Raw genomic sequence first — 21,853 nt, 5'->3', positions numbered from 1 at the left:
ACTCCCGTCAGGCCCCCGGGGCTGCCGTCAACGACTGAGCGCCCATCCTCTACAGAGGATGGGCGCTCAGCGTGACCTGCGTTTAGCGGGACTTAGCTTTCGTCAGCGGGAGCCGCTGCTTCTGCGTCAGTCTCGTCAGTGACGGGTGCGAGCGAGAGCTTGCCACGGTCATCGATCTTGGTGATTTCAACCTGAATCTTCTGGCCGACTCCGAGCACGTCTTCGACGTTCTCCACACGCTTGCCACCGGCAAGCTTGCGAACCTCAGAGATGTGCAGCAGTCCGTCTTTGCCCGGGGTGAGCGATACGAAGGCACCGAAGGTAGCGATCTTGACGACCGTACCCAAGAAGCGTTCGCCAACCTCAGGGTTGAGCGGGTTCGCGATGGCGTTAACCGCCGCGCGTGCAGCCTCGGCAGAAGGACCATCGACAGCGCCGATGTAGACCGTTCCGTCATCCTCAATCGAGATGTCGGCTCCGGTGTCATCCTGGATCTGGTTGATGTTCTTGCCCTTGGGCCCGATGAGCTCACCGATCTTGTCGATCGGGATCTGAACCGAGATCACGCGAGGAGCCGTGGGGGCCATCTCGTCGGGAGCGTCGATTGCAGCGTTGATCACCGAAAGAATCGCGGTACGCGCTTCCTTGGCCTGCTTGAGTGCACCGTCGAGAACCGACGAGGGCAGACCAGCGAGCTTGGTGTCGAGCTGGATAGCAGTGATGAACTCACTCGTACCGGCAACCTTGAAGTCCATGTCGCCGAGAGCATCTTCAGCACCGAGGATGTCGGTGAGAGCTGCGTAGCGAGTTTCGCCGTCGACCTCATCCGAAATCAGGCCCATAGCGATACCCGCAACCGGTGCGCGCAACGGCACACCAGCGTTGAGCAGCGACAGAGTCGATGCACAGACGGAACCCATCGACGTTGAACCGTTGGAGCCGAGAGCCTCGGATACCTGGCGGATCGCGTAAGGGAAGTCTTCACGAGCAGGAAGTACCGGTGCGATGGCGCGCTCGGCAAGGAAGCCGTGCCCGATCTCGCGACGCTTCGGGCTACCCACACGACCGGTCTCACCAGTCGAGTAGGGCGGGAAGTTGTAGTGGTGCATGTAGCGCTTCTTGGTCACTGGTGCCAGTGAGTCAATCTGCTGCTCCATCTTGAGCATGTTCAACGTGGTGACACCCAGGATCTGAGTCTCGCCGCGCTGGAAGATTGCCGAACCGTGAACGCGAGGAATGACCTCGACCTCAGCATCTAGCGCACGAATGTCGCTCAAGCCACGGCCGTCGATACGGATGCCCTCGGTGAGCACGCGAGTACGCATGACCTTCTTGCTGACGGCCTTGTACGCTCCGCCAACCATGCCGAGTACATCTTCGCCGAGTTCTTCAGCGTCAACCTTGGACTGAACCTCAGCCTTAACTCGAGCCTTGAGCTCGTCGTCAGCGGTCTGGCGCTCGATCTTGTCGGCGATCTTGTAGACATCGCGAAGCTCAGCTTCAGCGATTTCACTGACCGCGTTGTACGCCTGGTCGGAGTAGGGCGGGAAGAGCTTGTACTCGGCAACGGGCTTTGCGGCCTTGGTCGAAACCTCGAGCTGAGCCTTGACGAGCTGCTTGAGGAACGGCTTCGATGCTTCGAGGCCCTGAGCGACAACAGTCTCGTCGGGCTTCGTTGCGCCCGCCTTGATGAGCTCCCAGCTGTTCTCGGTAGCTTCTGCTTCCACCATCATGATGGCGATGTCTTCTTCACCCTTGTCGTTGGTGACCATGCGGCCAGCAACAGTGAGGTCGAAGACAGCGTCAGCAAGCTGGCTGTACTTCGGGAAGGCAACCCACTGATCGTTGATCAAAGCCATGCGGATGCCGGCAACCGGACCATAGAACGGAAGTCCTGAGATCTGGGTGCTGAGCGATGCGGCGTTGATCGCGAGAGCGTCGTAGAACTCGTCCGGAGCGATGCTCAGAACGGTGATGACGATCTGAACCTCGTTGCGAAGGCCCTCAACGAAGGTCGGACGCATCGGACGGTCGATGAGACGGCAGACGAGGATCGCTTCCGTGGAGGGACGACCCTCGCGGCGGAAGAAGCTACCGGGGATCTTGCCGGCAGCGTACGAACGCTCTTCGACATCCACGGTAAGGGGGAAGAAGTCGAAGCCTTCGCGCGGGTGCTTACCCGCGCTCGTGGCGCTCAAGATCATTGTTTCTTCGTCGAGGTACGCAGCAACGGCACCCTGTGCCTGCTGAGCGAGTCGACCGGTTTCGAAGCGCACGGTGCGCTTGCCGAACTTGCCGTTATCGAGAACGGCTTCGGCGAATGTGATTTCTGGACCCTCCATGCGGGGGTTTCTCCTTTGTTTTACGTCGCGCACCCGTGTGGTGAGCGACTCGTCAAGGAGCAGGAGCGGGCAGAAGGACGCGATGGTTCACGCGCATGCCTAGAGTGGCGGCGCGTGTCTGGCCAACAGTAGAAAGCCTCCGAACGACTCGGAAAATTACCACCGGTGACCAGCTTCTTGCCAGCCTGCTCCGTTTGTTGCCCTACAACAACGTGGGCAACTGAAGATAATCGTAGCACCGAGGGTCTGGGAAGCCCTAGAGATTGGCGCGCGACACGGTTTCGGTGCCCGCTGCCATGCGGGTGGTTTAAGCTAACGGGTATGGAACCCACAGAAGAAACACCCTCTGCGAGCGAAGAGAACAAGCGCAGGTTCCGCGAGGCGCTTGATCGCAAGCAGGGCAAGCAAACCGCACGCCCCGGTCACTTGGATGCCGAATCGGCTATCCATGGCACGCAAGATCGCGCTGATCACAAGCGCGACTTCCGCCGCAAAACCGGATAACGCAGCGACACAAGATAACGCAGCACAAAGACCGTTGCCGCCCGGCGACACCGGATGACTACCTCATCACGGAGTTCGCCGAGCAGCACGGTCTTTTCTGGTTTCCGGGCCTGCTCGCTACCTGAAGTGCGGGTGCCCTCGTGCGGTTACTGTGCGCCGAAGCTCGCCACCGGACTAAAGCCATCCGGCAGCGCGAACGGATCAACGATCCGGTTTGAACGGTCGGACACTGCGGCGAGCGCCGCCAGTTCCCCCGCGGCTCGCGCGATCCGAGCCGGCAGTGTTCCCGAATTACCTTCTCCCCCACTGCCCCAGTCGGCCGATGCCGCGTACACGCCGGTCGGCACCGCCACGGCGTGCAGGTAGCTGAACAGCGGTCGCATCGCGTAGTCGATCGCGAGCGAGTGCCGATCGGTACCACCGGTCGCCCCCAGAAGCACGGGCAGGTCCGTGAGCGATTGCGGATCGAGCACGTCGATAAACGATTTGAAGAGCCCGCTGTAGCTCGTGGTGAAGATAGGCGTGACGGCAATGAGCCCGTCGGCCCCCGTGACGGCGGCGATCGCTTCGTCGAGTTTGGTACTCGGGAAGCCCGTGAGCAGGTTGTTCGTGACGTCGTGCGCGAGGTCACGAAGCTCAATCACGGTCACCTCGGCTTCGACGCCGCGAGCGCGCAGGTCGGCGACGGTTGCTTCGGTGAGACGGTCGGCGAGTAGTCGAGTGGACGAGGGCTGGCTGAGACCGGCAGTGATGACGGCAATCTTCTTGACGTCGGACATGAGTTGCTTCTTTCTCGGGAGCTAGTGGAGTGGGTGCAAGCCGGTAGCGGAGCTAGACGGTTGCCGGGGCGCCGGCTGCGGCGGTAGCGAGCGCCGCATCACGCTTCGCGACGAGCGAGGCGTGAGTGGGGGCATCCGGAACTTCGGCGGGGCGGTTGGTGGCGAACTCCTTGCGGAGCACTGGGACAACTTCTTCGCCGAGGATGTCGAGCTGCTCGAGAACCGTCTTCAACGGCAAGCCGGCGTGGTCCATGAGGAAGAGCTGACGTTGGTAGTCGCCGAAGTGTTCGCGCATTCCGGCGTACTTGTCGATGACCTCTTGCGGGCTGCCGACGGCCAGGGGCGTCTGGTCTGTGAAGTCCTCCATCGACGGCCCGTGACCGTACACGGGAGCGTTGTCGAAGTAGGGACGGAACTCGGCCTTCGCGGCCTGCGAGTTGCTGCGCATGAACGCCTGACCGCCAAGACCCACGATGGCCTGAGCTGCCGTGCCGTGGCCGTAGTGCTCGAAGCGCTGACGGTAGTAGTTCACGAGCTTCATGTAGTGCTCTTTGGGCCAGAAGATGTTGTTCGCAAAGAAGCCGTCGCCATAGAACGCAGCCTGTTCGGCAATCTCGGGACTTCGGATCGACCCGTGCCAGACAAAGGGAGGCACGCCATCCAAGGGTCGCGGCGTTGACTGGAAGCCCTGCAGCGGGGTGCGGTACTTGCCCTGCCAGTCGACGAACTCTTCGCGCCAGAGCTTGTGCAACAGCGAGTAGTTTTCGATGGCGAGCGGGATGCCCTCCCGAATGTCTTTGCCGAACCACGGGTACACGGGCCCCGTGTTGCCGCGGCCCATCATCAGGTCTGTGCGACCATCGGAGAGGTGCTGAAGCATTGCGTAGTCTTCGGCTATCTTCACGGGGTCATTGGTGGTGATCAGCGTCGTACTCGTCGAGAGAATGAGCTTCTCGGTCTGCGCCGCAATGTACGCGAGCGTCGTCGTGGGGCTTGAGGAGACGAACGGCGGGTTGTGGTGCTCCCCCAGGGCGAATACATCGAGCCCGACTTCTTCCGCCTTCTTCGCGATCGTGACGATGTTCTTGATGCGCTCGCCCTCGGTGGGCGTGCGGCCGTTCGTCGGGTCTGTTGTGACGTCGCTGACGGTGAAAATTCCGAACTGCATGGTGTGCTCCGGTCTCCCAAAATCTGTGTGGATGGATCAGTTATCCGGTTCAACCACGCTGACGGCGGATCATTCCAGCCCCGTACCGCCACATGGCGGGTACTCGAGTTGGAGCGTCGCACACAGTGCGATTATTTCTACACTCTGTAGAATTGAGATATGGACCCTGCTAACAGTGACTCTGTTGATCCCACGACAAGCGCTCCCCTCGCGCTGCCGAATACCGTCCTGCCTCCCGATGCGCCCAAGGTAGCGTGGCGGCACGGGCATCCCTACGAGACCAAAATGTCCCGGCGCGAATATGAGCGCCAGAAGCGCTTGCTTCAGATCGAGCTGCTCAAGCTTCAGTCGTGGATCAAAGAAACTGACCGCAAAGTCGTCATCATCTTCGAGGGACGCGACGCCGCCGGCAAGGGCGGCGCAATCAAGCGTTTCATGGAGCACCTGAACCCCCGAGGTGCCCGCGTCGTCGCTCTCGAAGTTCCGACCGAGCGGGAACGAAAGCAGTGGTACTTCCAACGGTACGTGCAGCATCTGCCGACCGGGGGCGAGATCGTGATCTTCGACCGTTCCTGGTACAACCGAGCGGGCGTTGAACGCGTCATGGATTACTGCACGCCGCAAGAACATCTCGAGTTCACTCGCTCCGCGCCGGAGTTCGAGCGCATGCTCGTGCAATCGGGCATCCATCTCGTCAAGTTCTGGTTCTCCGTGGGCCGCGACGAGCAGCGTGCGCGGTTTGCGGCCCGATCCCACGACGCTGTTCGACAGTGGAAGCTCTCCCCCACCGACCTCGCGAGCCTCGACAAATGGGACGACTACACGCAAGCGAAAGAGGCCATGTTTTTCTACACCAATACCCCACAAGCCCCGTGGACAGTGGTGAAATCCAACGACAAGAAGCTCGCACGCATCGAAGCAATGCGCTGGCTACTGGCACAGTTCCCCTATACGAATAAGGACTATGAGGTGGTCGGCACTCCTGACTCCCGCGTGATCGGAAGCCCGCAATCGATTTACGAAGACGGCGACACGCTGGGGGCCAACTTTCCCACGGTGTGAAGGATGATTTCGGGCTGACACCGCCATCTGGCGGCTGCTGCACGAGAAACGTGGACCGTGTGGCGGTACTGGTGCGCGGTTCCACGCTCTAGCGTGGAGACAGGCCGTCACAATGCCGTGGCGCCTGACCAATGGAGGTCACATGTCTACTCGTAAAATTCATCCCGCTCCCCCGTTTGATACCGAGCTTGCCGCCGTGTTAGCCATCGTCAATGAGCAGCTGCCCCCGACCGTTACTCCCGAGATGATTGAGCCTCTGCGGGCCGGCTTCGTCACCGCCGTCGATGAGCTGTTGCTCGATCGTCCCGTTAGCCATCGAGAAGAAACCTTCGCGGGGCCCGGTGGCGACCTGATCGTCTCCATTTTCCAGCGCACTGATCACACCACTGCCGGTCTCGGTATCCTCCACACTCATGGTGGCGGCATGATCATCGGCGATCGATTCATGGGCATGGAGACGATGCTCGCGTGGGTCGAAGAGTTGGATGCCGTAGCGGTGTCCGTCGAGTATCGTCTGGCTCCGGAGCATCCAGACCCCGCCCCGGTCGACGACTGCTACGCAGCTCTCGTCTGGACGGCCGACAATGCTGAGCGGCTCGGCATTGACCCCGCGAAGCTCATCATCTCCGGTGGCAGTGCCGGCGGCGGTCTTGCGGCGGGAACAACGCTGATGGCGCGCGACCGCGGCGGCCCCGCTTTGGCCGCGCAATTGTTGATCTACCCGATGCTCGACGACCGCAACGAGACCGTCTCGAGTCATCAGATTGATGGCACCGGCGTGTGGGATCGCGGAAGCAACGACACGGGGTGGGACGCTCTACTTGGCGACCGTCGCAAGACTGATCAGGTCTCGATCTATGCGGCCCCCGCTCGTGCGACAGATCTGAGCAACTTGCCGCCCACCTTTATCGACGTGGGGACCTCGGAGGTTTTCCGCGACGAAGATGTTGCGTATGCCTCGGCGATCTGGGCGTCAGGGGGAAACTGCGAACTCCATGTCTGGCCCGGTGGCTTCCACGGCTACGACTCGATGGCTCCGTTAGCGGCGCTCTCGGTCGCGACTCAGGATGCCCGACTGAATTGGCTGCGTCGCACGCTCGGCCTGTAACGAGCCAACCGCACGCACCCGAAGCCGACACAACTGTGGTTCGAGTCCGCTCCCGACTGTTCGTTCTGAATGGTCCGCAATAGAGTGGGGCTCGAACCACAGAGGCGGAACGACAATGCAAGAACTAGCCGGACGTTTGAAGGCGCTCGATCCCGAGGCCAGCGAAACGCTGCGAGTGATCTCCTACTTCGACGCGCTCACCGCGGGTCACGCGAGCGCTGAAGTTCTGCTGCGCGGCGCCAGCATGCTGGCCGGATGCGCCACCGGGCTCCTCTCACCGTCCCTCAGCCTGCGCGTCGATGAGCGCGGGCGTCGAAGCGCAGAATTCGGTACGCCGGAGTCGTGGCCAGCGCGAGCAGTTACGGGCGGAGGGACCGTCTGGCTCGAACGGACCGGAAACGCGCACGCCAACGATGACATGATCCTCGAGCGCGTCACGCTTGCCCTCAGCATCCTCTTCGAACGCACCGGCCCGGCCGAATCAGTTCACAATCCGGTCGAAACCCTTCTCGACGCTGCCGAAACAGGTGAGAGCCGCCACGCCGCGGCTCAGACACTTCGCCTGGTCCCCACCACCCGCTATCGCATCATCGCGCAGCCGGCCAGTACTACACGAGTCGCTGCGGGGCCTTCCGCCGTGATCACGACCATGGCCGGAGCAGTTCGCGCCGAGATTGTGCTGAGCACGGATGCCGTCGTCGCCGAGCGTGCCGGCGTCGGCATCGCTGCCTCCCCCGCCGATCTGGGGCGTTCGTGGGCTTCGGCGCTCACCGCGCTGCGGCTGACTTCCGATCATGAGCCCGTGCTGTATGGCGACGATCTAGGTTCGCTGTTGTTGCTCGCCGAGATCAGTCCCGCCGAAGCTCCGGAGAATTGCGATCTGCAATCGCTCGGTGTCGTGATTCGCGAAACCCCGCGCATCTTGCCGATGCTCGACACTCTGGCCGCGAGCGAGAGTCTGCGGGCTGCGGCGGCGACACTCGGCTTTCACCACTCCACGGTGCAATCCCGGGCAGAAGAGTTAAGCGCCAAGCTCGGCTTCGACGTGCGCACGTCGCGCGGTCGCACCCGGCTCTCCGTTGCGCTCGCCCTTCACCGCTTGGAATCCGCCCGCTTCGAGTAGGCGCCGCCCGAGTAACCACCGCTTCGATCGGACCCCGCTCGCGGCCGGCGATCCCCGGCCCGCGAGACTCTGCCCGCGACACTCTGCCAGCGACGGCAGCCTCGATCTTTACGCTTGAGTGGAGAGCTGCCCGCGCACAATTGAATCGCCCGAGTGCGCCGGGTCTCCGTCGAACTGTTCCTCCGAAATATCGACGAGGTCATAACTCGACATATCGAGGCCCTCGGGAACGGTGAACTGACCTGACGTGCCCTCCACAATTCCGAGGCTGACGAGAGCCGTGGCATCCGTCGTGATCAACCACACTTCGCGATAACCACCGTCGGTGGCGGGAGCATCGAGGTTGACGTCGATCACCCGCGTGCCATCGGGTAGTTGCTCAAGCGTCGCTTCGCCGGTGGAATCTTGCCAACCGGGAAAAGCGTCGAGCGTAGCGCTGGCGAGAATGGTCGGTTGTGCGGCGGGGCTCAGCGTCGCCCAGAGGGCGGTTCCTGCACCCGCGACCAGTGTGACGGCGGCCGCAGCGGCAACGATTCCGATCCACGGGCGGCGTCGACGCTCAGCGAGCGAATGCACGATGGCGCCTTCAGAGACGGCGGCATCAGTGTCGCTGGCGAGGGCATCCACAGAGTCGCCAGAAGCATCGAATTCTGACTCCTCACGCCCCTCGCTGAGCCGTGCGGCGCGCTTATGTGCCAAGTCATCGCTTGGCACCTCGGCTTCACTGTCATCGATCACAGCAGTATCGGATGACACGCTGGTCGTCTGAGCAGACAGAGACAGTTCGTCGCTGATGCGATCCCAAACTCGTGACGGTGCCTCGAGCAGTTCGCCAGCATCAAACGTCGAGCGGCCGATCATGGCAGCGCGCGAGAGGATTTCTATCTCACCGCGGCACCGATCGCATTCGCTGACGTGCGCGCTGTCTTCGGGGAGGGCAACTTGCTCGCCCAGGGCAAGCAGCGCAAGGACCTCAGGATCAACGTGTCGCATAGGTCGCCTCCAATCGTGTTCGCATCCGTTGCAGACTGCGCCGGATATGGCTCTTGACCGTTCCGAGAGGTAGTTCGAGACGGTCGGCTATTTGGTTGTGGGTGAGATCATCAAAAAACGCTAATCGCATAATTGCTTGGGCGTCCGGTTCGAGGCGAGAGATCTCGTCGGCCATCATGAGGGTGTCGGCCAGATCGAAGTCTTCCGCGACTGCCTCTGCTCTCGATGTCGTAGACGCCAGCTCTTCTTGAAGCCGACGAATACGGGCGCGAGCCTCGTGAGTGTCGGCAATCTTGTTTTTGGTAATGCCGACCAGCCAGGCGGAGAGGCTCGAACGCTCCGGCTTGAAACTCGAGCGCCCAGTCCACGCGGAGACGAATACTTTTTGAGTGACGTCTTCCGCGTCTCCCCGATCGCCGAGCGACCGCACCGCCAACGTGAAGACGAGCGACGACCACCGTTTGTACACCGCGGCGAGCGCCGCTTCGTCGCCAGCGATGAATGCCTGCGTGGTGCGGGCTTCGTCTGCGGCTTCGTCGTCGGTCATAGCTCTCCGGTTGAGGGTGTTCACAGCGGGTTGGCAATCGCTATGACATTGTCAGAGTAGTTCAAGACGTTCTCGTCGAACTGTCCCCCACACGTGATGAGCACAATTCGAGGTGCGCCATCTCGATCGAATACCTGGTCGAGAGGCAACTGCGTCTTCTTGATGTTTTGCAGAGATTCGAGGAGGTAGCGGTGGTCGACGCCGTCATCTGTCGTGACAATGATCTCGGCATCCGCGGGCATCTCTTTGAGATACGCGAAGGGGCCAAGGCCCTGCTCGAAGTCGTCGACGTGCGCGGTGATCACGGTCGAGCCGGTGTCGCTGGCCGGCGAGGGGCCGTAGCGGTACCACCCGGCGACACGAATGTTTTGGGGAATCTCCATGACGCCGTCATCTTCGACACCGACGGGAGTGATCTCGATATCGATCGAGACGGAAGGGATCTGGATGCGTACCGGAGCGGCGAGCTGCTCGACGGGAGCGATCTCACTCGACTGGCGGGGTACGTCGACCACGGCGGTCGGGGCCGCAGACGGCACGGGACGCGGAGCGATCGATTCGGCGGGGGGTGAAGCACAACCAGCAAGGAGAAGCGCCATGGCGGTGAGGGCTAGGATTCTCGAGGCCATGACGTTCTCCTTGCTGGGGTTCTGCGGGTGCTTGTTATTGAGTGTGACTGAGTTGTAGCAGGTGTTGTCTACTTGGCTGCGCGTGCAGCGAAGAGACGTGTTGCAGCAAAGCCGGCGAGGGCAAGAAGCGCTGCGAGGCCACCGAGGCCAGCGACGAGTGCGCCATTGTTGCTGTCAGCCGCGAGGCCGGCGGTTCCTGCATCTACGCCACTCGGGTTCGAGTGAAGACCGTCAATGGTCTGTACGGCGAGGTCGAGGTTGTCGTCTTCTGCACTACCCCAGGCGTACACGATCGTGTTGACACCTTCAGCAATGTCGACATCAGCCGGGCCGATGGCCGGGTCAGTCGTTCCCGTGAGGGCTACCGCTGCGGAAATCGTTCCGACGGCGAGGTCAGCTTTCACCTCGTCGGGGTTGCTGAGGTTCTCGAAGGCCACGGCGTCATTGGCAAGGATGTCTACCGCAGGCGCTGCGGCCGTGTGGCGGACCGTCAGACGACCTTCACCAGCAGCGACCGGAGAAAGGTCGTTGGTGAAGAGGCTGGCGGTGGGGTCACCGGACTCGTCGAGGTGAGCGACCGCGGTGTAGCTCATGTTGGCTTCGAGCGTGAGGTCGATCGGGCCGATGGCCGGCTCGGAGTCGTCTTCCGCATCCGCAGCGGTGATCGCGACTGTGTACGTGTCGGCCGGAAGGTCGAGCGGGCCAGCAAGGTCACCGGGCTCGAAGTCATCGAGGGTCAGCTCGCCGTTCACGTAGACGTCAACGGTGAGTCCTGGTACTCCGTGCAGAACGTAGAGGTCTGCGGTGGTGTCTGAAATGGCGTTCGCGGGGATTGCTACTCCGACGGCTGCAATGGCTCCGGCGGCTACACCAGCAAAAATTTTGTTTCGCACTGTTCATGTCCTCTCATGGTCGGGCGTAAATCGCCTTACATGGAGTACTTCCGACTGAACCCCTGTTTTGGATGCAGCAATCTCACAAAACTTTAAAGTTTCTTTTCGTGGTGGTTCGTTTGGTCATCCGCACGGCAGCGGATCTTTAGCCGCGCGGGACTTTCTCTAGTGCCGCGAACCAGAGCCACGAACGCCAGCGGATCAGTGAGCCACCGCGTGGCTCGAGCCACGGCCGGTGTGCCCAGAACCACCGCGAGCGCGACACCGAATACTCCGGCTAAGGCGACGGTGCCGATGGTCCAGCCAGACCAGTCACCGATCAGCGGCCGCAATGGGTAGAGAACAATCGTATGCAGCAGATAGATCTGGAGCGTTCTCTGCCCAAGGGCGGTAAGAGGGCTACTGAATCGAGGCACCAACGAGAAGAACACGAGCGACATCACTGACGCCGTGACGAGCACGCCCACCCTCACCACGACATGCTCAACCTCGGTGAGGCCGAATGTATCCATTTGGCCGTACATGTAGATCCAGCGTCGAGGCAGCACGTCGTGCGCGAGATAGGTGGCAACCACAGCAGCAGCGAACAACGTTCCGGTACCCACTCTCACCCACAGCGGAGCGGTCAGCCGCTTGAATTTATCGATGTGGTCAGGCGTGGTGAAAAGCCCGAGAGTGAAGAAGGGCAAGAACGAGAGGATGCGGGCCGCTGACAGATCCTGTGAGACGCCACCCGCCAGCACCGAAAGAATCGAGACAGCGAACGAAATCAGCACTGGATGGCGCACTGCGCGCAGTAGCGGGATCGCGAGTCTCCACACCAGCAACGCCAGGAGATACCAGAGCGCGAACCCCGGAACGAAGAGTCGCAACTCGAAGCTGTTGCCGAGAATCAGCCAATTTTCGAGAGCAAAAATGATCTGGAAGAGCGCGTAGGGTGCGATTAGTACCGAGATAAGACTCGCCATTTGCTTCGGGTTACCCACGAAGCTTCGCGAGAAGTAGCCCGAGACGAACACGAACGCCGGCATGTGAAAGAGATAGATCCACGTGTATACGCCATCGGCTGATCCTCGATCGATGCGCTCGATCACGTGGCCGACGACGACAAGGATGATGAGAATCGCCTTGGCATTGTCAAGATAAGGGTCGCGTGAAGTGTTCTGGGTCATGTCGAACTCGGTTCTTCTGTCGTCACGGGTTTCGACCGACCGGCAGATCGGCTCCAGCCGAGCCACAGCATGATGATTGCTCCCACAAGGAGCGCCCAGAACGCGGAGCCGATTCCGATCACGGTCACCCCCGAAGCCGCGACGAGAAAGGTCGCTATCGCGGCGATCCGGTGCTCAGCAGCATCCAGAGCCGAGCGCACCGACGTAATGAGGGCGCCGATTACTGCGAGCCCCGCTATGGCGACGACAACGATGGGCGGCGCCACCGATACGAGTGCCGTTGCGAACCCGGCGGCGAGACCGATCACCACGTAGGTGCTCCCAGCGGCGACAGAGGCGATCCAGCGTCTCTTGGGGTCGTCGTGTGCCTCCTCGCTGGCGGTGAGCGCGGCAGTTATTGCGGCGAGATTGAGAGCGTGACCGCCGAAGAACGCACTCGCCACCGATGCGGCTCCGGTGACAGAAAGTGCGGGGCCGGCCGGAACCGCGTAGCCATAGCTGCGCATCACGGTAAAACCCGGCACGTTCTGCCCCGCCATCGTGACGACGAAGAGAGGGATGCCGAGGCTCAGGATAAGAGTCGGGTCGAACACTGGCACAACGGGCGTGAGCTGCGGCGCGACGGCTGCACCACCGAACACACTCCCTTCTGTGGTGAGTGCAATAGCGACAATCGCCGCGACGAGCGCTCCGGGTACAGCCCACCGCGGGGCAACCTTGAGCAGGATCAACCACGTCACTACCATCGGCAAGCCGAGCCAGGGATACTCAACGGACGCAGTGATGGGAGCGAGACAGATCGGGAACAGGATGCCCGCGAGCATCGCGCTCGCGATCGGCTGCGGAATCCGCGTGATCAATCGCCCTAGCGCGGGCACGAGGCCACACACCATGATGAGAACTCCGCAGACGATAAAGGCTCCGACCGCAGCCTGAAACTGCACGTCTCCCTGGGCTGCAACGATCAGCAGCGCAGCACCGGGAGTTGACCACGCCACTGTGATCGGCATCCGGTAGCGCCATGCCATCCCGATCGTGACAAGCCCCATCATCACCGTGAGGATCAAGAGACCGGATGCTGCCTGCGCATCACTCGCCCCCACCGCCTGCAGGCCAGCAACCACGAGCGTGAAGGATGACGCGAAGCCCGCGATCCCCGCAATGATGCCGGTCGAGAAGAGCTGGAAAATGTCGAAATCCTTCGGTGGGTTGACCGCACGAAAGTTGTGCGGCCCCACTCTACCGGCGCGCTCGACGAGGGCTGTCGCGCGGCGCAGTCAGAGCCGAGCTAAGGCAGCGGCCTGCGCCCGAACACGCTTTGGCCCCACCGCACAGCATCGAGGGGGTGAGTGAGCCATCGAGTCGCTTTCATTGCGAGCGGGCTGCTGAGGGCGAACGTCAGCAGCACCGCCGCGACCACCATCACTGCTACCGAAGCCCATGACCAGCCTGGCCACGAAGCTATCAGGGGAAAAAGCGGGTAGAGAATAATCGTGTGCAGCAGGTAGACCTCGAGGGTGCGCTCGCCGAGCACCGTTATTGCGCTTCTGCGTCGCGGAACGAGAGCCAGCACAGCCACCGTCATCGCCAGCGCCACGACCAGGACAATCACACGCACCAGCACGTTCTCTGCTTCGCTGAGGCCAAACTTCTCAACCTGACCATACATATAGAGCCAGCGCCGGTCGATGACGTCTCGACCGAGGTAGACGACTGGCAGCGTCGCGACAAGGAGAGACGCGATACCCGCGCGAACCCAGAGCGACGATGTGAGCCGCGTGAAGGCCTCGATCTTCTGAGGAGTCAGCATCAAACCGAGAGTGAAGAAGGGCAAGAACGAGAGGATGCGGGCGCCCGAGAGCTCTTGGGAAATACCGCCTCCGAGAACTGACAACACTGACACCGCAATCGAGAAAATCATCGGATGTCGCATGACGCGCACGAGCGGAATCGCGAGTCGCCACGCCAGCAGAGCGACGAGATACCAGAGCGAGAAAGTCGGAACGAAAAGCTGAAGCGCAAAATCGTTTCCGTTGAAAGCCCAGTTCTCGAGAGCGAGCACCGTCTGGAAGAGAAAATAAGGCGCGAGCAGGAGAGAAATAAGACTAGCGACCTGCCGCGGGGTGCCAGAAAACGATCGAGAGAGGTAGCCGGATACGAGCACAAAGGCTGGCATATGGAAAAGGTAAATCCAGGTGTACAGCGTGTCTGCAGAGCCGCGATCGATTCTTTCAATCGCGTGGCCGACGACGACGAGCACGATGAGAATCGCTTTGGCGTTGTCGAAGTAAGGATCGCGCGCACGAGCTCTGTTCGCGGCGTTATCCGACGAGCGTGCCGGAGACGCCGGCAATTCTTGGCTCACGAAAGTGGTGTCCTCTGCCGCAATGAGTTCGGCTGCTTCTCAATCGCAGCGGATCTACAGTTTATTAGAGCGCGAGCACGATCTTGCCCCGCGAATGCCCGTGCAGCAGCTTGGTATACGCCGCAGAGACCTGCTCGATCGGGAACACCTCGTCGATCGGCACCTGCACGGTGCCGGCAGCGATGAGGGCCGCCAATGACGCGAGATCCTGCGGAGTCGCACCCGCAGCGCCCACGCCCGACGTGCCGTACTCCGACACTGCCGCATAGTCGGCAATGGTGTTGATGCGGTCAGCCGGGGCTCCGAGCGCGAGTGCAGCATCCACGGTTTCGCGGCCGTTGTTGTCGAGAGCGGCCGTGAGACCTTCGGGGCTGATCTCGAGAATGCGCTCGACCATACCCTCGCCATACGTGACGGGGTGGATGCCAAGCGATCGCAAGAAATCATGGTTCGACGCGCTGGCGGAACCGATGACGGTCGCACCCTTCAGCTTGGCGAGCTGAGCGGCTATGACGCCGACGCCACCCGCTGCGGCACTCACGAGAACGGTATCCGCCGCGGTAAGAGCAACAGCGTCAACGCTCGCCCACGCCGTGCGACCGGCGATATCGAGACCGCCCGCCTGTTCCCAGCTCAGTTGCGCCGGCTTGCGGACGAGCTTCTCCGCCGGAACGACAACGAAGTCCGCTTGACCGCTGAAACCCTTGCCTCCGAGTACCTCGTCGCCCACCGTCCAGCCCTCGACGCCGTCGCCGATTTCGTCGACCACGCCGGCGAAATCATTGCCATTACCACTCGGAAATGTCACGTTTTGAGGATTAGCCGTGGCCGCTCCGCTAAATACCTTCGCGTCGAACGGGTTGATGCCCGCGAATTTCACTCGCACGCGCACCTCGCCGTCGCCCGCGTGAGGAGCGGTGATTTCGGAAATCGTGAGCACTTCTGGCCCACCGAGCTGAGAGTAAGTAACGCGACGCGACATCCTTCGAGCCTAACCGGTGCGTCGCAATTGCACACCGGGGCGCTCGAACTGGGAGAATAGGGCGCGTAAGGCACGCACGGACAACTTTGGTGAGGACCGCAATGAGCTCGACTGAACACACGACTGCCCGCTCCCTCTCGGCCGAGGATCTTCTGCCCGGACTCTTGCGCGTTCACCGCGGACAACTCATGGCCGTCGCCGTGATCGGGCTCGTGCTCGGAGTCATCGGCTTGCTGTTCCCCGATGCCACACTCCTCACCATCGCGGTGCTTTTTGGCATCTATCTCATCGCGTCGGGCATGTACCGCGTCACTGCAGCCTTCGTGGCTAACAATCTCGACTCGCCGATGCGCTGGACCACGGGCCTGCTTGGGCTCCTCATCGTGATCGCCGGCATCCTGTGTCTTTCTAACCCGTTCCAAACGCTCATCGCGCTCGCCCTGGTGATCGGCATCGGCTGGATTCTCGAAGGAGTCGTCGACCTCGTCGGTGGTGTGCGCGGCACCATCCACCCGCGCTGGTTCGGGTGGGTCAGCGGCATCGTCTCGATGGCCGCTGGCGTCGCCATGTTCGTGCTCCCCGCAGCTGGCGTGTTCTCGCTCGTCGCCATCGGCGCCGTTCTGATGATCGCCGTGAGCCTCACCACACTGCTCACGCTGCCGCGCAAGCCCAAGAACACCGCGACCAGCGCACCGGTAGCCGCTGAGTAGGCGGCGATTCTCCCTCGCCCAGAAATAACCGCCCAGAAACAACACAGGCCGCCATCGCAATGCGATGACGGCCTGTGGCAAGTGTGACGAGTCGACTAGCGGCGCAGTCCCAGCTTCTCAATCAGCGTACGGTAACGCGTGATGTCAACGTTCTGCAGGTAACCCAGCAGACGACGACGCTGACCAACAAGAAGAAGCAGTCCACGACGTGAGTGGTGGTCGTGCTTGTGCATCTTGAGGTGTTCCGTGAGGTCGAGGATGCGACGAGTCATCATCGCAATCTGAACCTCGGGGGATCCCGTGTCACCTGGGTGGGTTGCGTACTCTTCGATGATCGCCTTCTTGATGCTTGCTTCTAGAGCCATAAGGTGATCCCCTTTCTAGTCGTTGCGCGGTGCCCATTGCTGAATGCGTGAGCTCTCTTTATCCGCGGCCGTTAGACGGCAACCTTGAAAGTTTAGCAGAGGCGGGGCTCCCGCAGTACTACCCGGCGAAGAGAGCGACAACGGCGGGAATCGCGACAACCACCATCGTGACGGTGGCCGCGAGCGCGACCGCTCCCCCGGCAACGAGCCACCGGTGATAGCGCCGGCGAGCGGCATCCACTTCTGTGCGCAATCGTTCAAAGCGAGCGGTAAGGCGAACGCTCGCGCCGGTAGCGGCTGGCCGCACGTTCCAGCCACTCAAACGTGCGGCAACGGGCGCGAGAGCGGCAACCTCGGCGCGAGAGTAAACCACTTCATGGCGGATAAGCCAGGCTGCGACATCTCGCAGCGACAGCACCGGAACGGGAGCTTTCATCCGCCCGTGCACCAATTCAGAAGTACCCATGAGCGCGACGAGGGGTTGCACCTTAACGCTCGGCGCACCGAGCGCGGCGAAGGAGTCGGTAAGTCGCTCTGCGAGAATCGAGGCGTCTCGCACGTACGCCACGCGCCCACCGTCGACAAGGATCATCCTTCCCGCCGTCACCGCTTTCGCGTCGGGATGCCGGCGGCTGCACACAGCGAATACTCCAGCGGGACCCACAACAACGTGGTCCGCGCCGCGACTCGCATTTTGTTCGTCGGTGGCTGCGGCCACGATCCAGTCGCCTCCCAGCGCGGCGAGCGCGACCGCGGATTCGAGCTCCCCGACTCCGTGGGCGTAGAGCTCGCTGGCCTCGGCCGACAGCGGATTGGCTCCGCGCAGCCGCTGAAACCACGTGCGCTGCTCGTGCGCGGCTTGAGCCCGCAAGCACGCTGACATGGCCAGACCGAAGCCCGTTCCCCCTGCCGCGAGTGCCGGAGCACCATTGTCGTGCACACTATTACCCACCAGATCCCCCACAACTTCCCCCGTGAGAGATTATCTCGCGTGGGGCGATCGCCCAATTCGACGGAGCATCCCACTGCTGCCACCTAGGCTGAGACAATGAATATCGCCCCGCTACTCGACCTCATCTTGGTCGTCGTGTTGGTGGGCTACGCGATCTACGGGCTCCGGATCGGTCTGACCCGCAGCATCTTCGTCATCGCGGGAGTAGCCGTCGGCATTTTCTTCGCCGCACTGTTCGCCCGCAGCGTGGCGGAGATCGCATCGAACCCGCAAGCGCGCGTTCTCATCGCGGTGTCCGTCGCGGTCGCGCTCGTTGCTCTCGGGCATGCATTAGGTTCCGCCGCCGGTCGAGCAATCCACGTAGCGATCGAAACCCGGGCTCTCCGTGGCGCCGACCGCGCAGTGGGCGGCCTCGCGATTGCGATGCTTGCCGCGCTAGTCATCTCGACCGTCAGCTTCAGCGCGGCTCAGCTGGGAATACCGATACTTTCCCGCACGATTGCTGCTTCCTCGGTCATCCGCACGATTCAAGACGCAACTCCTGATGTGGTCGAGGCGAACATCGCCCGCTGGCGAACGGCCCTCAGCGACCGCGCGCTTCCGTTGCTGGGTTCCCCTCTCGGCGATCCGAACGCACAAATTCCCTCCATCGACACCGAGAGCCCCGCCCTTGACGCTGCGGCCCAATCGGTCGTGCGCATCACGGGAAACGCCTACGCGTGCGGTCAAGGTCAGACAGGGAGTGGTTTTGTCGTCGCCCCAGAACGCGTCATGACCAACGCCCACGTTGTCTCCGGAACGAGCGGCCCGGTTGTCGAGGCGATGAACGGCCAAGTTCTGGGCACCACGATCGTGTACTTCGATTCCGTCAACGACCTTGCGATACTGGCGGTACCCGGCCTTACCGTTGATGCTTTGCGACTCGGCGACACGGCCCGGCCCGGTACGAGCACCGCGATTCAGGGTTATCCCTATGGCGGACCTTTTACAACAAACCCTGCCCTGGTACAGCAGGTCAGCACTTTTGAGAGCCCCGATATCTATGGAGATGGTGGCGCGCCGCGCGAGGTATATACGCTCGCCGGCCAAGTGAATCCCGGTAACTCGGGCGGCCCGTTGCTCACGCTCGACGGCGATATCGCCGGGACCATCTTTGGCAGCAGCACCGAGCAGAACAATGTGGGCTACGCCCTGACGTTGGATGCTGTTCGCCCGGTTGCGCAAAACGCTGCCGATCTCAGTACCACCGTCTCTAGTGGCGTGTGCATCGCACACTAACGAGACTCGTGGTGCCGAGTTCGGCTATCGAGTCGAGATTAGCGTTCGAAGCGCTGGTACTCCGGCGCCGCCGGGGTTCCGGGACACGTATCGACGGTGGCCCCGTCGACAGCGCTAAAGGCGAACCACGACCATTCGTCGCCCAACTTCTTGCCGATGGATCGCGGGACCACGAACCGCACGGTGTTCCCCGCGATCTCGGCGTCATCAGACTCAAGTCCATCGCTATCGTCGCGCTCAATTTCGTACGCCGTGACATCGTCGATCTCGCCATCATCGATCTCGACTGAAAATTGGTAGGAGCGATCGCCATCCGATCGCTCCGCGTAGATCCCGAGCTCGGCAGTATCGCGCTCGAGCGGTGCCGTGAACGTGATTTCGGCCACAATTACGTCGCGATCGGACTGCTCGACGCGCGCAGACTCAATATCGAGGGATTCAACCTCAGCAGTGTAATCACGGCATTCGTTCGCCGTCGTCTGTGCGCGGGGCGGGATAAGAGTCGACTCCGGCGTCGGGGCACTGGTTTGCTGGGGAGCGGCTGATGAAGAATCCTGAGCCACGGGGGTCGACATTACCGAGGGCGGCGGGGATGCGGCGGCGAGAGTAATGACAACGGTCACGATCACCGCAAATATGAGGAGCCCTACGACCGCAGCGACGACCGGACCCACTGCGACCTGTCGCTGCACGACGGGTTCGGAAGGATCAGGGTTCACTCGCCCACGCTAGCAGTGTTCTGCGGAGCATTCCTTGCCTGCACAACCCCGGCAGCGATCGCGCCTTGGCCGGCGATGTACAAGCTCATGATCAGCACATCCGATTGCCACCACACCGCGCTCGGAGAGAACAGAGCCCCCGCTAATGCCGTATCCGAGGCGAGGAAGAGAACCGCTCCCGTTGCGATCAGACGCTGCGTCGCGAAGGCCGCTGCTGTGGACGCCGCCAGCACTGCTCCGTAGACCGCAAGGGGAATGAAAAAGAAGCCGAGGTCGTGGCGCAGGATTAAGAGCAAGCCCACCCACCACACAATCAGCAGCGCCGTGAACCCCGGTATCCGCCGCGATCGCACTGCCGTCAGGAAAAGCACAAGGTAAAGAGCGTGGGCGCCGAAAAACGCGGCGAGCCCGACGAGAAAGCTTGAGCTCTCCGCATCCGCGACAAAAATATCGCCGAGCCACGACAATGCCAACGCTGCGAGCAGTAGATAGTCGGGCCGCGAGAACGGCCGGCGTCTCGCGATCACGACGCCAAGAATGAGCGCGGGCATGAGCGAAAATTTGCTCGCGCTCGCCACGTCATTCCACCCTGCGGCCAAACTCACCACGTGCACAGTCGCCACCACGCAGTAGGCGATAAACCCTCGCAAAAAAGTCACGGCCACAGCCTACGGTTGCTGACGGTTCAGCGGAACACTGTCGTCAATTACGGTCGCTGCGGCGGGCGCGGGCTCGTGCCGCGGCCACGATAAGAGTAATGACCACCCCAATCGAAGAGCCAACGGAGTTGGAAACGATGTCTCGAACGTCAGATACCCGTGACGGGATGAACTGCTGCACCCACTCGATCCCCGCCGTCAGTAGAACTGCCAGGGCAAGTGCGAGCCACCATTGCCGTTTTCCTACGAGCAACACGAAAAACAATCCCACGGGCACGAACAGGCCAATATTGGCCACAAACTCGAGGTCGTTAAAAGTGAGCCATTCGGTGGCCGAGAACTGATCGAGAAATACGGCGAATTGCCACAACGGACCGTCACTTTGATCCGGGGCTTGCGGGCTCAATGTCAGCCACGCCACTAGGGCTAAGTAACTGAACGTCGCGGCGCTTAGGTAGGGATGGCGCCGAAACATCCACCAATCGTGCCCTACCGAAGCTCGGAAAGCGCTTGACGCGCTAGAAACCGACGACAAGGCCAGTCAATACAGAGACCAGAGACCACACCGAGAGGAAGGTGACGATCAACGCGGCCACCACCCACAAGAAACGTCGAAGGCTCGCAGCACGAACGTCGTGGTGAATCTGCACGAAAGCGCGCGTGAGGGTGTGGGAGGTGACGGCGGAAAGCTCCGGTTCTGGCCACGTGGCGCTCGCTTCAGCTGCCGCAGAGATCGTCGCGACTTCTTCGCCACTGAGCGTGGCAGCAGACGAGAGCAACCATTGTTCTAATTGCATCGAGGTAAGAACCTGAACGCCATCCGGAAGTGCCGGCATAGACACCTTCACGGGCTCCACCATGACGAGAACCGGCACCACGTTGACGGCTGTACCCAGCGCTGCTTCAAGCGACGCCGCAACGGCCAGAGCCGATTCGCGCGCTTCGCTGATGGCGTTACTGATGGTCTTCGCGATGACGAGTTCGTCACCGCGGATTGCTACATCATCGCCTTGGCAATTAACCACCGAGATGGCGAAGACGCCAGCGCGGCCGACGGCGAAGTGATCGAGAGACGATGCCCCCAATGGCACTCCGTGAAGGACGTCCCAGCTATCACCGAGACGATCGAGGATGGAGCCGACCAGCAGTTCACCGACCGCCCCACGGTAGTGTGCTCGGCTTTCGTCCGTGAGCGGCGAGACGCCAACGATGCGCGCGAGAAATCCACGCGGCGCACAGTGTGCTTGCGCCGCGATGACGGCGGCCATGGCTGATTGTCCAGCGATCCGGCCGCGAAGATAGTTATTCTGCGGCACGCAGACCCTCCAGCTCTTCCATGCAGTGAGATGCATGAAGAAATACGTTGGGCCGGAGGCTCCCCCGCCTCCGGCCCGACTCGTGGCGAAGAATCGCTCCCGAGTGAAGGTTCCTCCCCCGAGGAATAACTTCTAGATCAATAATGCCTAACCTGTGAATTCACCGAAACCCCCACTATTGGGCATA

Annotated in this window: 23 protein-coding genes; 6 read left to right on the top strand and 17 right to left on the bottom strand. The window is 61.7% G+C overall.

Features of this window, described 5'->3' with window-relative positions; genetic code table 11:
• Positions 1-92: 92 nt before the first annotated feature.
• Positions 93-2,342, bottom strand: a complete 2,250-nt coding sequence (locus tag I6E58_RS13775) for a polyribonucleotide nucleotidyltransferase (RefSeq protein ID WP_197134768.1) — start codon at positions 2,340-2,342, stop codon at positions 93-95.
• A gap of 321 nt (positions 2,343-2,663) precedes the next feature.
• Here I6E58_RS13775 and I6E58_RS13770 point away from each other — a divergent pair, with 321 nt between their 5' ends.
• Entirely contained in the window at positions 2,664-2,846 is a 183-nt protein-coding gene (locus I6E58_RS13770; RefSeq protein ID WP_129071010.1) for a DUF5302 domain-containing protein, read from the top strand.
• Positions 2,847-2,992: 146 nt separating this feature from the next.
• Here I6E58_RS13770 and I6E58_RS13765 read toward each other — a convergent pair whose 3' ends face one another.
• Together I6E58_RS13765 and I6E58_RS13760 are read right to left on the bottom strand one after the other, a co-directional pair.
• The gene (locus tag I6E58_RS13765) at positions 2,993-3,625 is read right to left on the bottom strand and encodes an FMN reductase (RefSeq protein WP_197134765.1); all 633 of its coding nucleotides are present in this window, start codon (positions 3,623-3,625) and stop codon (positions 2,993-2,995) included.
• A 52-nt stretch (positions 3,626-3,677) separates the two neighbouring features.
• Positions 3,678-4,793, bottom strand: a complete 1,116-nt coding sequence (locus I6E58_RS13760) for an LLM class flavin-dependent oxidoreductase (RefSeq protein ID WP_197134762.1) — start codon at positions 4,791-4,793, stop codon at positions 3,678-3,680.
• A gap of 159 nt (positions 4,794-4,952) precedes the next feature.
• Here I6E58_RS13760 and ppk2 point away from each other — a divergent pair, with 159 nt between their 5' ends.
• The 3 genes from ppk2 (at position 4,953) to I6E58_RS13745 (ending at position 8,086) form a co-directional block, all read left to right on the top strand.
• Complete coding sequence (gene ppk2, locus I6E58_RS13755; RefSeq protein WP_197134761.1) at positions 4,953-5,855, top strand: polyphosphate kinase 2; 903 nt, start codon at positions 4,953-4,955, stop codon at positions 5,853-5,855.
• A gap of 142 nt (positions 5,856-5,997) precedes the next feature.
• Positions 5,998-6,963 carry an alpha/beta hydrolase gene (locus I6E58_RS13750; RefSeq protein WP_197134760.1) on the top strand — a complete coding sequence of 322 codons (966 nt, stop codon included), beginning with the start codon at positions 5,998-6,000 and terminating at the stop codon, positions 6,961-6,963.
• A gap of 115 nt (positions 6,964-7,078) precedes the next feature.
• Entirely contained in the window at positions 7,079-8,086 is a 1,008-nt protein-coding gene (locus I6E58_RS13745; RefSeq protein ID WP_197134759.1) for a helix-turn-helix domain-containing protein, read from the top strand.
• 108 nt (positions 8,087-8,194) lie between these two features.
• Here I6E58_RS13745 and I6E58_RS13740 read toward each other — a convergent pair whose 3' ends face one another.
• The 8 genes from I6E58_RS13740 to I6E58_RS13705 form a co-directional block, all read right to left on the bottom strand.
• Positions 8,195-9,079 carry an anti-sigma factor gene (locus tag I6E58_RS13740; protein WP_197134758.1) on the bottom strand — a complete coding sequence of 295 codons (885 nt, stop codon included), beginning with the start codon at positions 9,077-9,079 and terminating at the stop codon, positions 8,195-8,197.
• Entirely contained in the window at positions 9,066-9,626 is a 561-nt protein-coding gene (locus I6E58_RS13735; RefSeq protein ID WP_129071017.1) for an RNA polymerase sigma factor, read from the bottom strand. The genes I6E58_RS13740 and I6E58_RS13735 overlap by 14 nt, the downstream gene beginning before the upstream one ends.
• Positions 9,627-9,646: 20 nt before the next feature.
• Positions 9,647-10,255: a class F sortase gene (locus I6E58_RS13730; RefSeq protein ID WP_129071018.1), complete on the bottom strand. Its 609-nt coding sequence runs from the start codon at positions 10,253-10,255 to the stop codon at positions 9,647-9,649.
• 68 nt (positions 10,256-10,323) lie between these two features.
• Complete coding sequence (locus I6E58_RS13725) at positions 10,324-11,148, bottom strand: DUF4397 domain-containing protein (protein ID WP_129071019.1); 825 nt, start codon at positions 11,146-11,148, stop codon at positions 10,324-10,326.
• A 92-nt stretch (positions 11,149-11,240) separates the two neighbouring features.
• Positions 11,241-12,320, bottom strand: coding sequence for an acyltransferase family protein (locus tag I6E58_RS13720; protein WP_197134757.1), 1,080 nt, complete (start codon positions 12,318-12,320; stop codon positions 11,241-11,243).
• On the bottom strand, positions 12,317-13,558 hold the full coding sequence (locus I6E58_RS13715) for a benzoate/H(+) symporter BenE family transporter (protein ID WP_307842162.1): 1,242 nt from the start codon (positions 13,556-13,558) through the stop codon (positions 12,317-12,319). Before I6E58_RS13715 ends, I6E58_RS13720 begins: the two co-directional genes overlap by 4 nt.
• Before the next feature lie 50 nt (positions 13,559-13,608).
• Positions 13,609-14,685 carry an acyltransferase family protein gene (locus tag I6E58_RS13710; RefSeq protein ID WP_197134756.1) on the bottom strand — a complete coding sequence of 359 codons (1,077 nt, stop codon included), beginning with the start codon at positions 14,683-14,685 and terminating at the stop codon, positions 13,609-13,611.
• A gap of 64 nt (positions 14,686-14,749) precedes the next feature.
• Positions 14,750-15,667, bottom strand: a complete 918-nt coding sequence (locus I6E58_RS13705; RefSeq protein WP_197134755.1) for an NADP-dependent oxidoreductase — start codon at positions 15,665-15,667, stop codon at positions 14,750-14,752.
• A gap of 101 nt (positions 15,668-15,768) precedes the next feature.
• Here I6E58_RS13705 and I6E58_RS13700 point away from each other — a divergent pair, with 101 nt between their 5' ends.
• Positions 15,769-16,377: an HdeD family acid-resistance protein gene (locus tag I6E58_RS13700; protein WP_129071023.1), complete on the top strand. Its 609-nt coding sequence runs from the start codon at positions 15,769-15,771 to the stop codon at positions 16,375-16,377.
• A gap of 95 nt (positions 16,378-16,472) precedes the next feature.
• Here I6E58_RS13700 and rpsO read toward each other — a convergent pair whose 3' ends face one another.
• Both rpsO and I6E58_RS13690 read right to left on the bottom strand, forming a co-directional pair.
• Positions 16,473-16,742 carry a 30S ribosomal protein S15 gene (gene rpsO, locus I6E58_RS13695; RefSeq protein ID WP_009771894.1) on the bottom strand — a complete coding sequence of 90 codons (270 nt, stop codon included), beginning with the start codon at positions 16,740-16,742 and terminating at the stop codon, positions 16,473-16,475.
• Positions 16,743-16,860: 118 nt separating this feature from the next.
• Positions 16,861-17,694, bottom strand: coding sequence for a hypothetical protein (locus I6E58_RS13690; protein ID WP_197134752.1), 834 nt, complete (start codon positions 17,692-17,694; stop codon positions 16,861-16,863).
• Between the two features lie 96 nt (positions 17,695-17,790).
• Here I6E58_RS13690 and I6E58_RS13685 point away from each other — a divergent pair, with 96 nt between their 5' ends.
• Positions 17,791-18,972: a MarP family serine protease gene (locus I6E58_RS13685; protein ID WP_129071025.1), complete on the top strand. Its 1,182-nt coding sequence runs from the start codon at positions 17,791-17,793 to the stop codon at positions 18,970-18,972.
• Positions 18,973-19,010: 38 nt separating this feature from the next.
• Here the strand turns inward: I6E58_RS13685 and I6E58_RS13680 are convergent, their stop codons facing one another.
• From I6E58_RS13680 to I6E58_RS13665, 4 genes are read right to left on the bottom strand one after another with little or no spacing between them, the layout of a single operon-like run.
• Entirely contained in the window at positions 19,011-19,691 is a 681-nt protein-coding gene (locus tag I6E58_RS13680) for a hypothetical protein (protein WP_129071026.1), read from the bottom strand.
• The gene (locus I6E58_RS13675) at positions 19,688-20,350 is read right to left on the bottom strand and encodes a lysoplasmalogenase (protein ID WP_197134749.1); all 663 of its coding nucleotides are present in this window, start codon (positions 20,348-20,350) and stop codon (positions 19,688-19,690) included. Before I6E58_RS13675 ends, I6E58_RS13680 begins: the two co-directional genes overlap by 4 nt.
• A gap of 43 nt (positions 20,351-20,393) precedes the next feature.
• A complete protein-coding gene (locus I6E58_RS13670; RefSeq protein WP_129071028.1) occupies positions 20,394-20,825 on the bottom strand; it encodes a VanZ family protein in 432 nt (143 codons plus the stop codon).
• A 43-nt stretch (positions 20,826-20,868) separates the two neighbouring features.
• Positions 20,869-21,666, bottom strand: a complete 798-nt coding sequence (locus I6E58_RS13665) for a nuclease-related domain-containing protein (protein WP_307842161.1) — start codon at positions 21,664-21,666, stop codon at positions 20,869-20,871.
• Positions 21,667-21,853 lie beyond the last annotated feature (187 nt).

Source organism: Salinibacterium sp. SWN1162 (genome assembly GCF_015864675.1).
Lineage (GTDB): Bacteria > Actinomycetota > Actinomycetes > Actinomycetales > Microbacteriaceae > Rhodoglobus.
The sequence above is the reverse complement of the archived record's forward strand: the minus strand, read 5'-3'. Positions and strand labels throughout refer to the sequence as shown.

Coding starts and splice junctions, on each gene's coding strand:
- I6E58_RS13700 (WP_129071023.1), top strand. CDS start 15,769: ATGAGCTCGACTGAACACACGACTGCCCGCTCCCTCTCGGCCGAGGAT.
- I6E58_RS13735 (WP_129071017.1), bottom strand. CDS start 9,626: ATGACCGACGACGAAGCCGCAGACGAAGCCCGCACCACGCAGGCATTC.
- I6E58_RS13775 (WP_197134768.1), bottom strand. CDS start 2,342: ATGGAGGGTCCAGAAATCACATTCGCCGAAGCCGTTCTCGATAACGGC.
- I6E58_RS13750 (WP_197134760.1), top strand. CDS start 5,998: ATGTCTACTCGTAAAATTCATCCCGCTCCCCCGTTTGATACCGAGCTT.
- I6E58_RS13720 (WP_197134757.1), bottom strand. CDS start 12,320: ATGACCCAGAACACTTCACGCGACCCTTATCTTGACAATGCCAAGGCG.
- I6E58_RS13765 (WP_197134765.1), bottom strand. CDS start 3,625: ATGTCCGACGTCAAGAAGATTGCCGTCATCACTGCCGGTCTCAGCCAG.
- I6E58_RS13740 (WP_197134758.1), bottom strand. CDS start 9,079: ATGCGACACGTTGATCCTGAGGTCCTTGCGCTGCTTGCCCTGGGCGAG.
- I6E58_RS13705 (WP_197134755.1), bottom strand. CDS start 15,667: ATGTCGCGTCGCGTTACTTACTCTCAGCTCGGTGGGCCAGAAGTGCTC.
- I6E58_RS13670 (WP_129071028.1), bottom strand. CDS start 20,825: ATGTTTCGGCGCCATCCCTACCTAAGCGCCGCGACGTTCAGTTACTTA.
- ppk2 (WP_197134761.1), top strand. CDS start 4,953: ATGGACCCTGCTAACAGTGACTCTGTTGATCCCACGACAAGCGCTCCC.
- I6E58_RS13685 (WP_129071025.1), top strand. CDS start 17,791: ATGAATATCGCCCCGCTACTCGACCTCATCTTGGTCGTCGTGTTGGTG.
- I6E58_RS13770 (WP_129071010.1), top strand. CDS start 2,664: ATGGAACCCACAGAAGAAACACCCTCTGCGAGCGAAGAGAACAAGCGC.
- I6E58_RS13730 (WP_129071018.1), bottom strand. CDS start 10,255: ATGGCCTCGAGAATCCTAGCCCTCACCGCCATGGCGCTTCTCCTTGCT.
- I6E58_RS13745 (WP_197134759.1), top strand. CDS start 7,079: ATGCAAGAACTAGCCGGACGTTTGAAGGCGCTCGATCCCGAGGCCAGC.
- rpsO (WP_009771894.1), bottom strand. CDS start 16,742: ATGGCTCTAGAAGCAAGCATCAAGAAGGCGATCATCGAAGAGTACGCA.
- I6E58_RS13760 (WP_197134762.1), bottom strand. CDS start 4,793: ATGCAGTTCGGAATTTTCACCGTCAGCGACGTCACAACAGACCCGACG.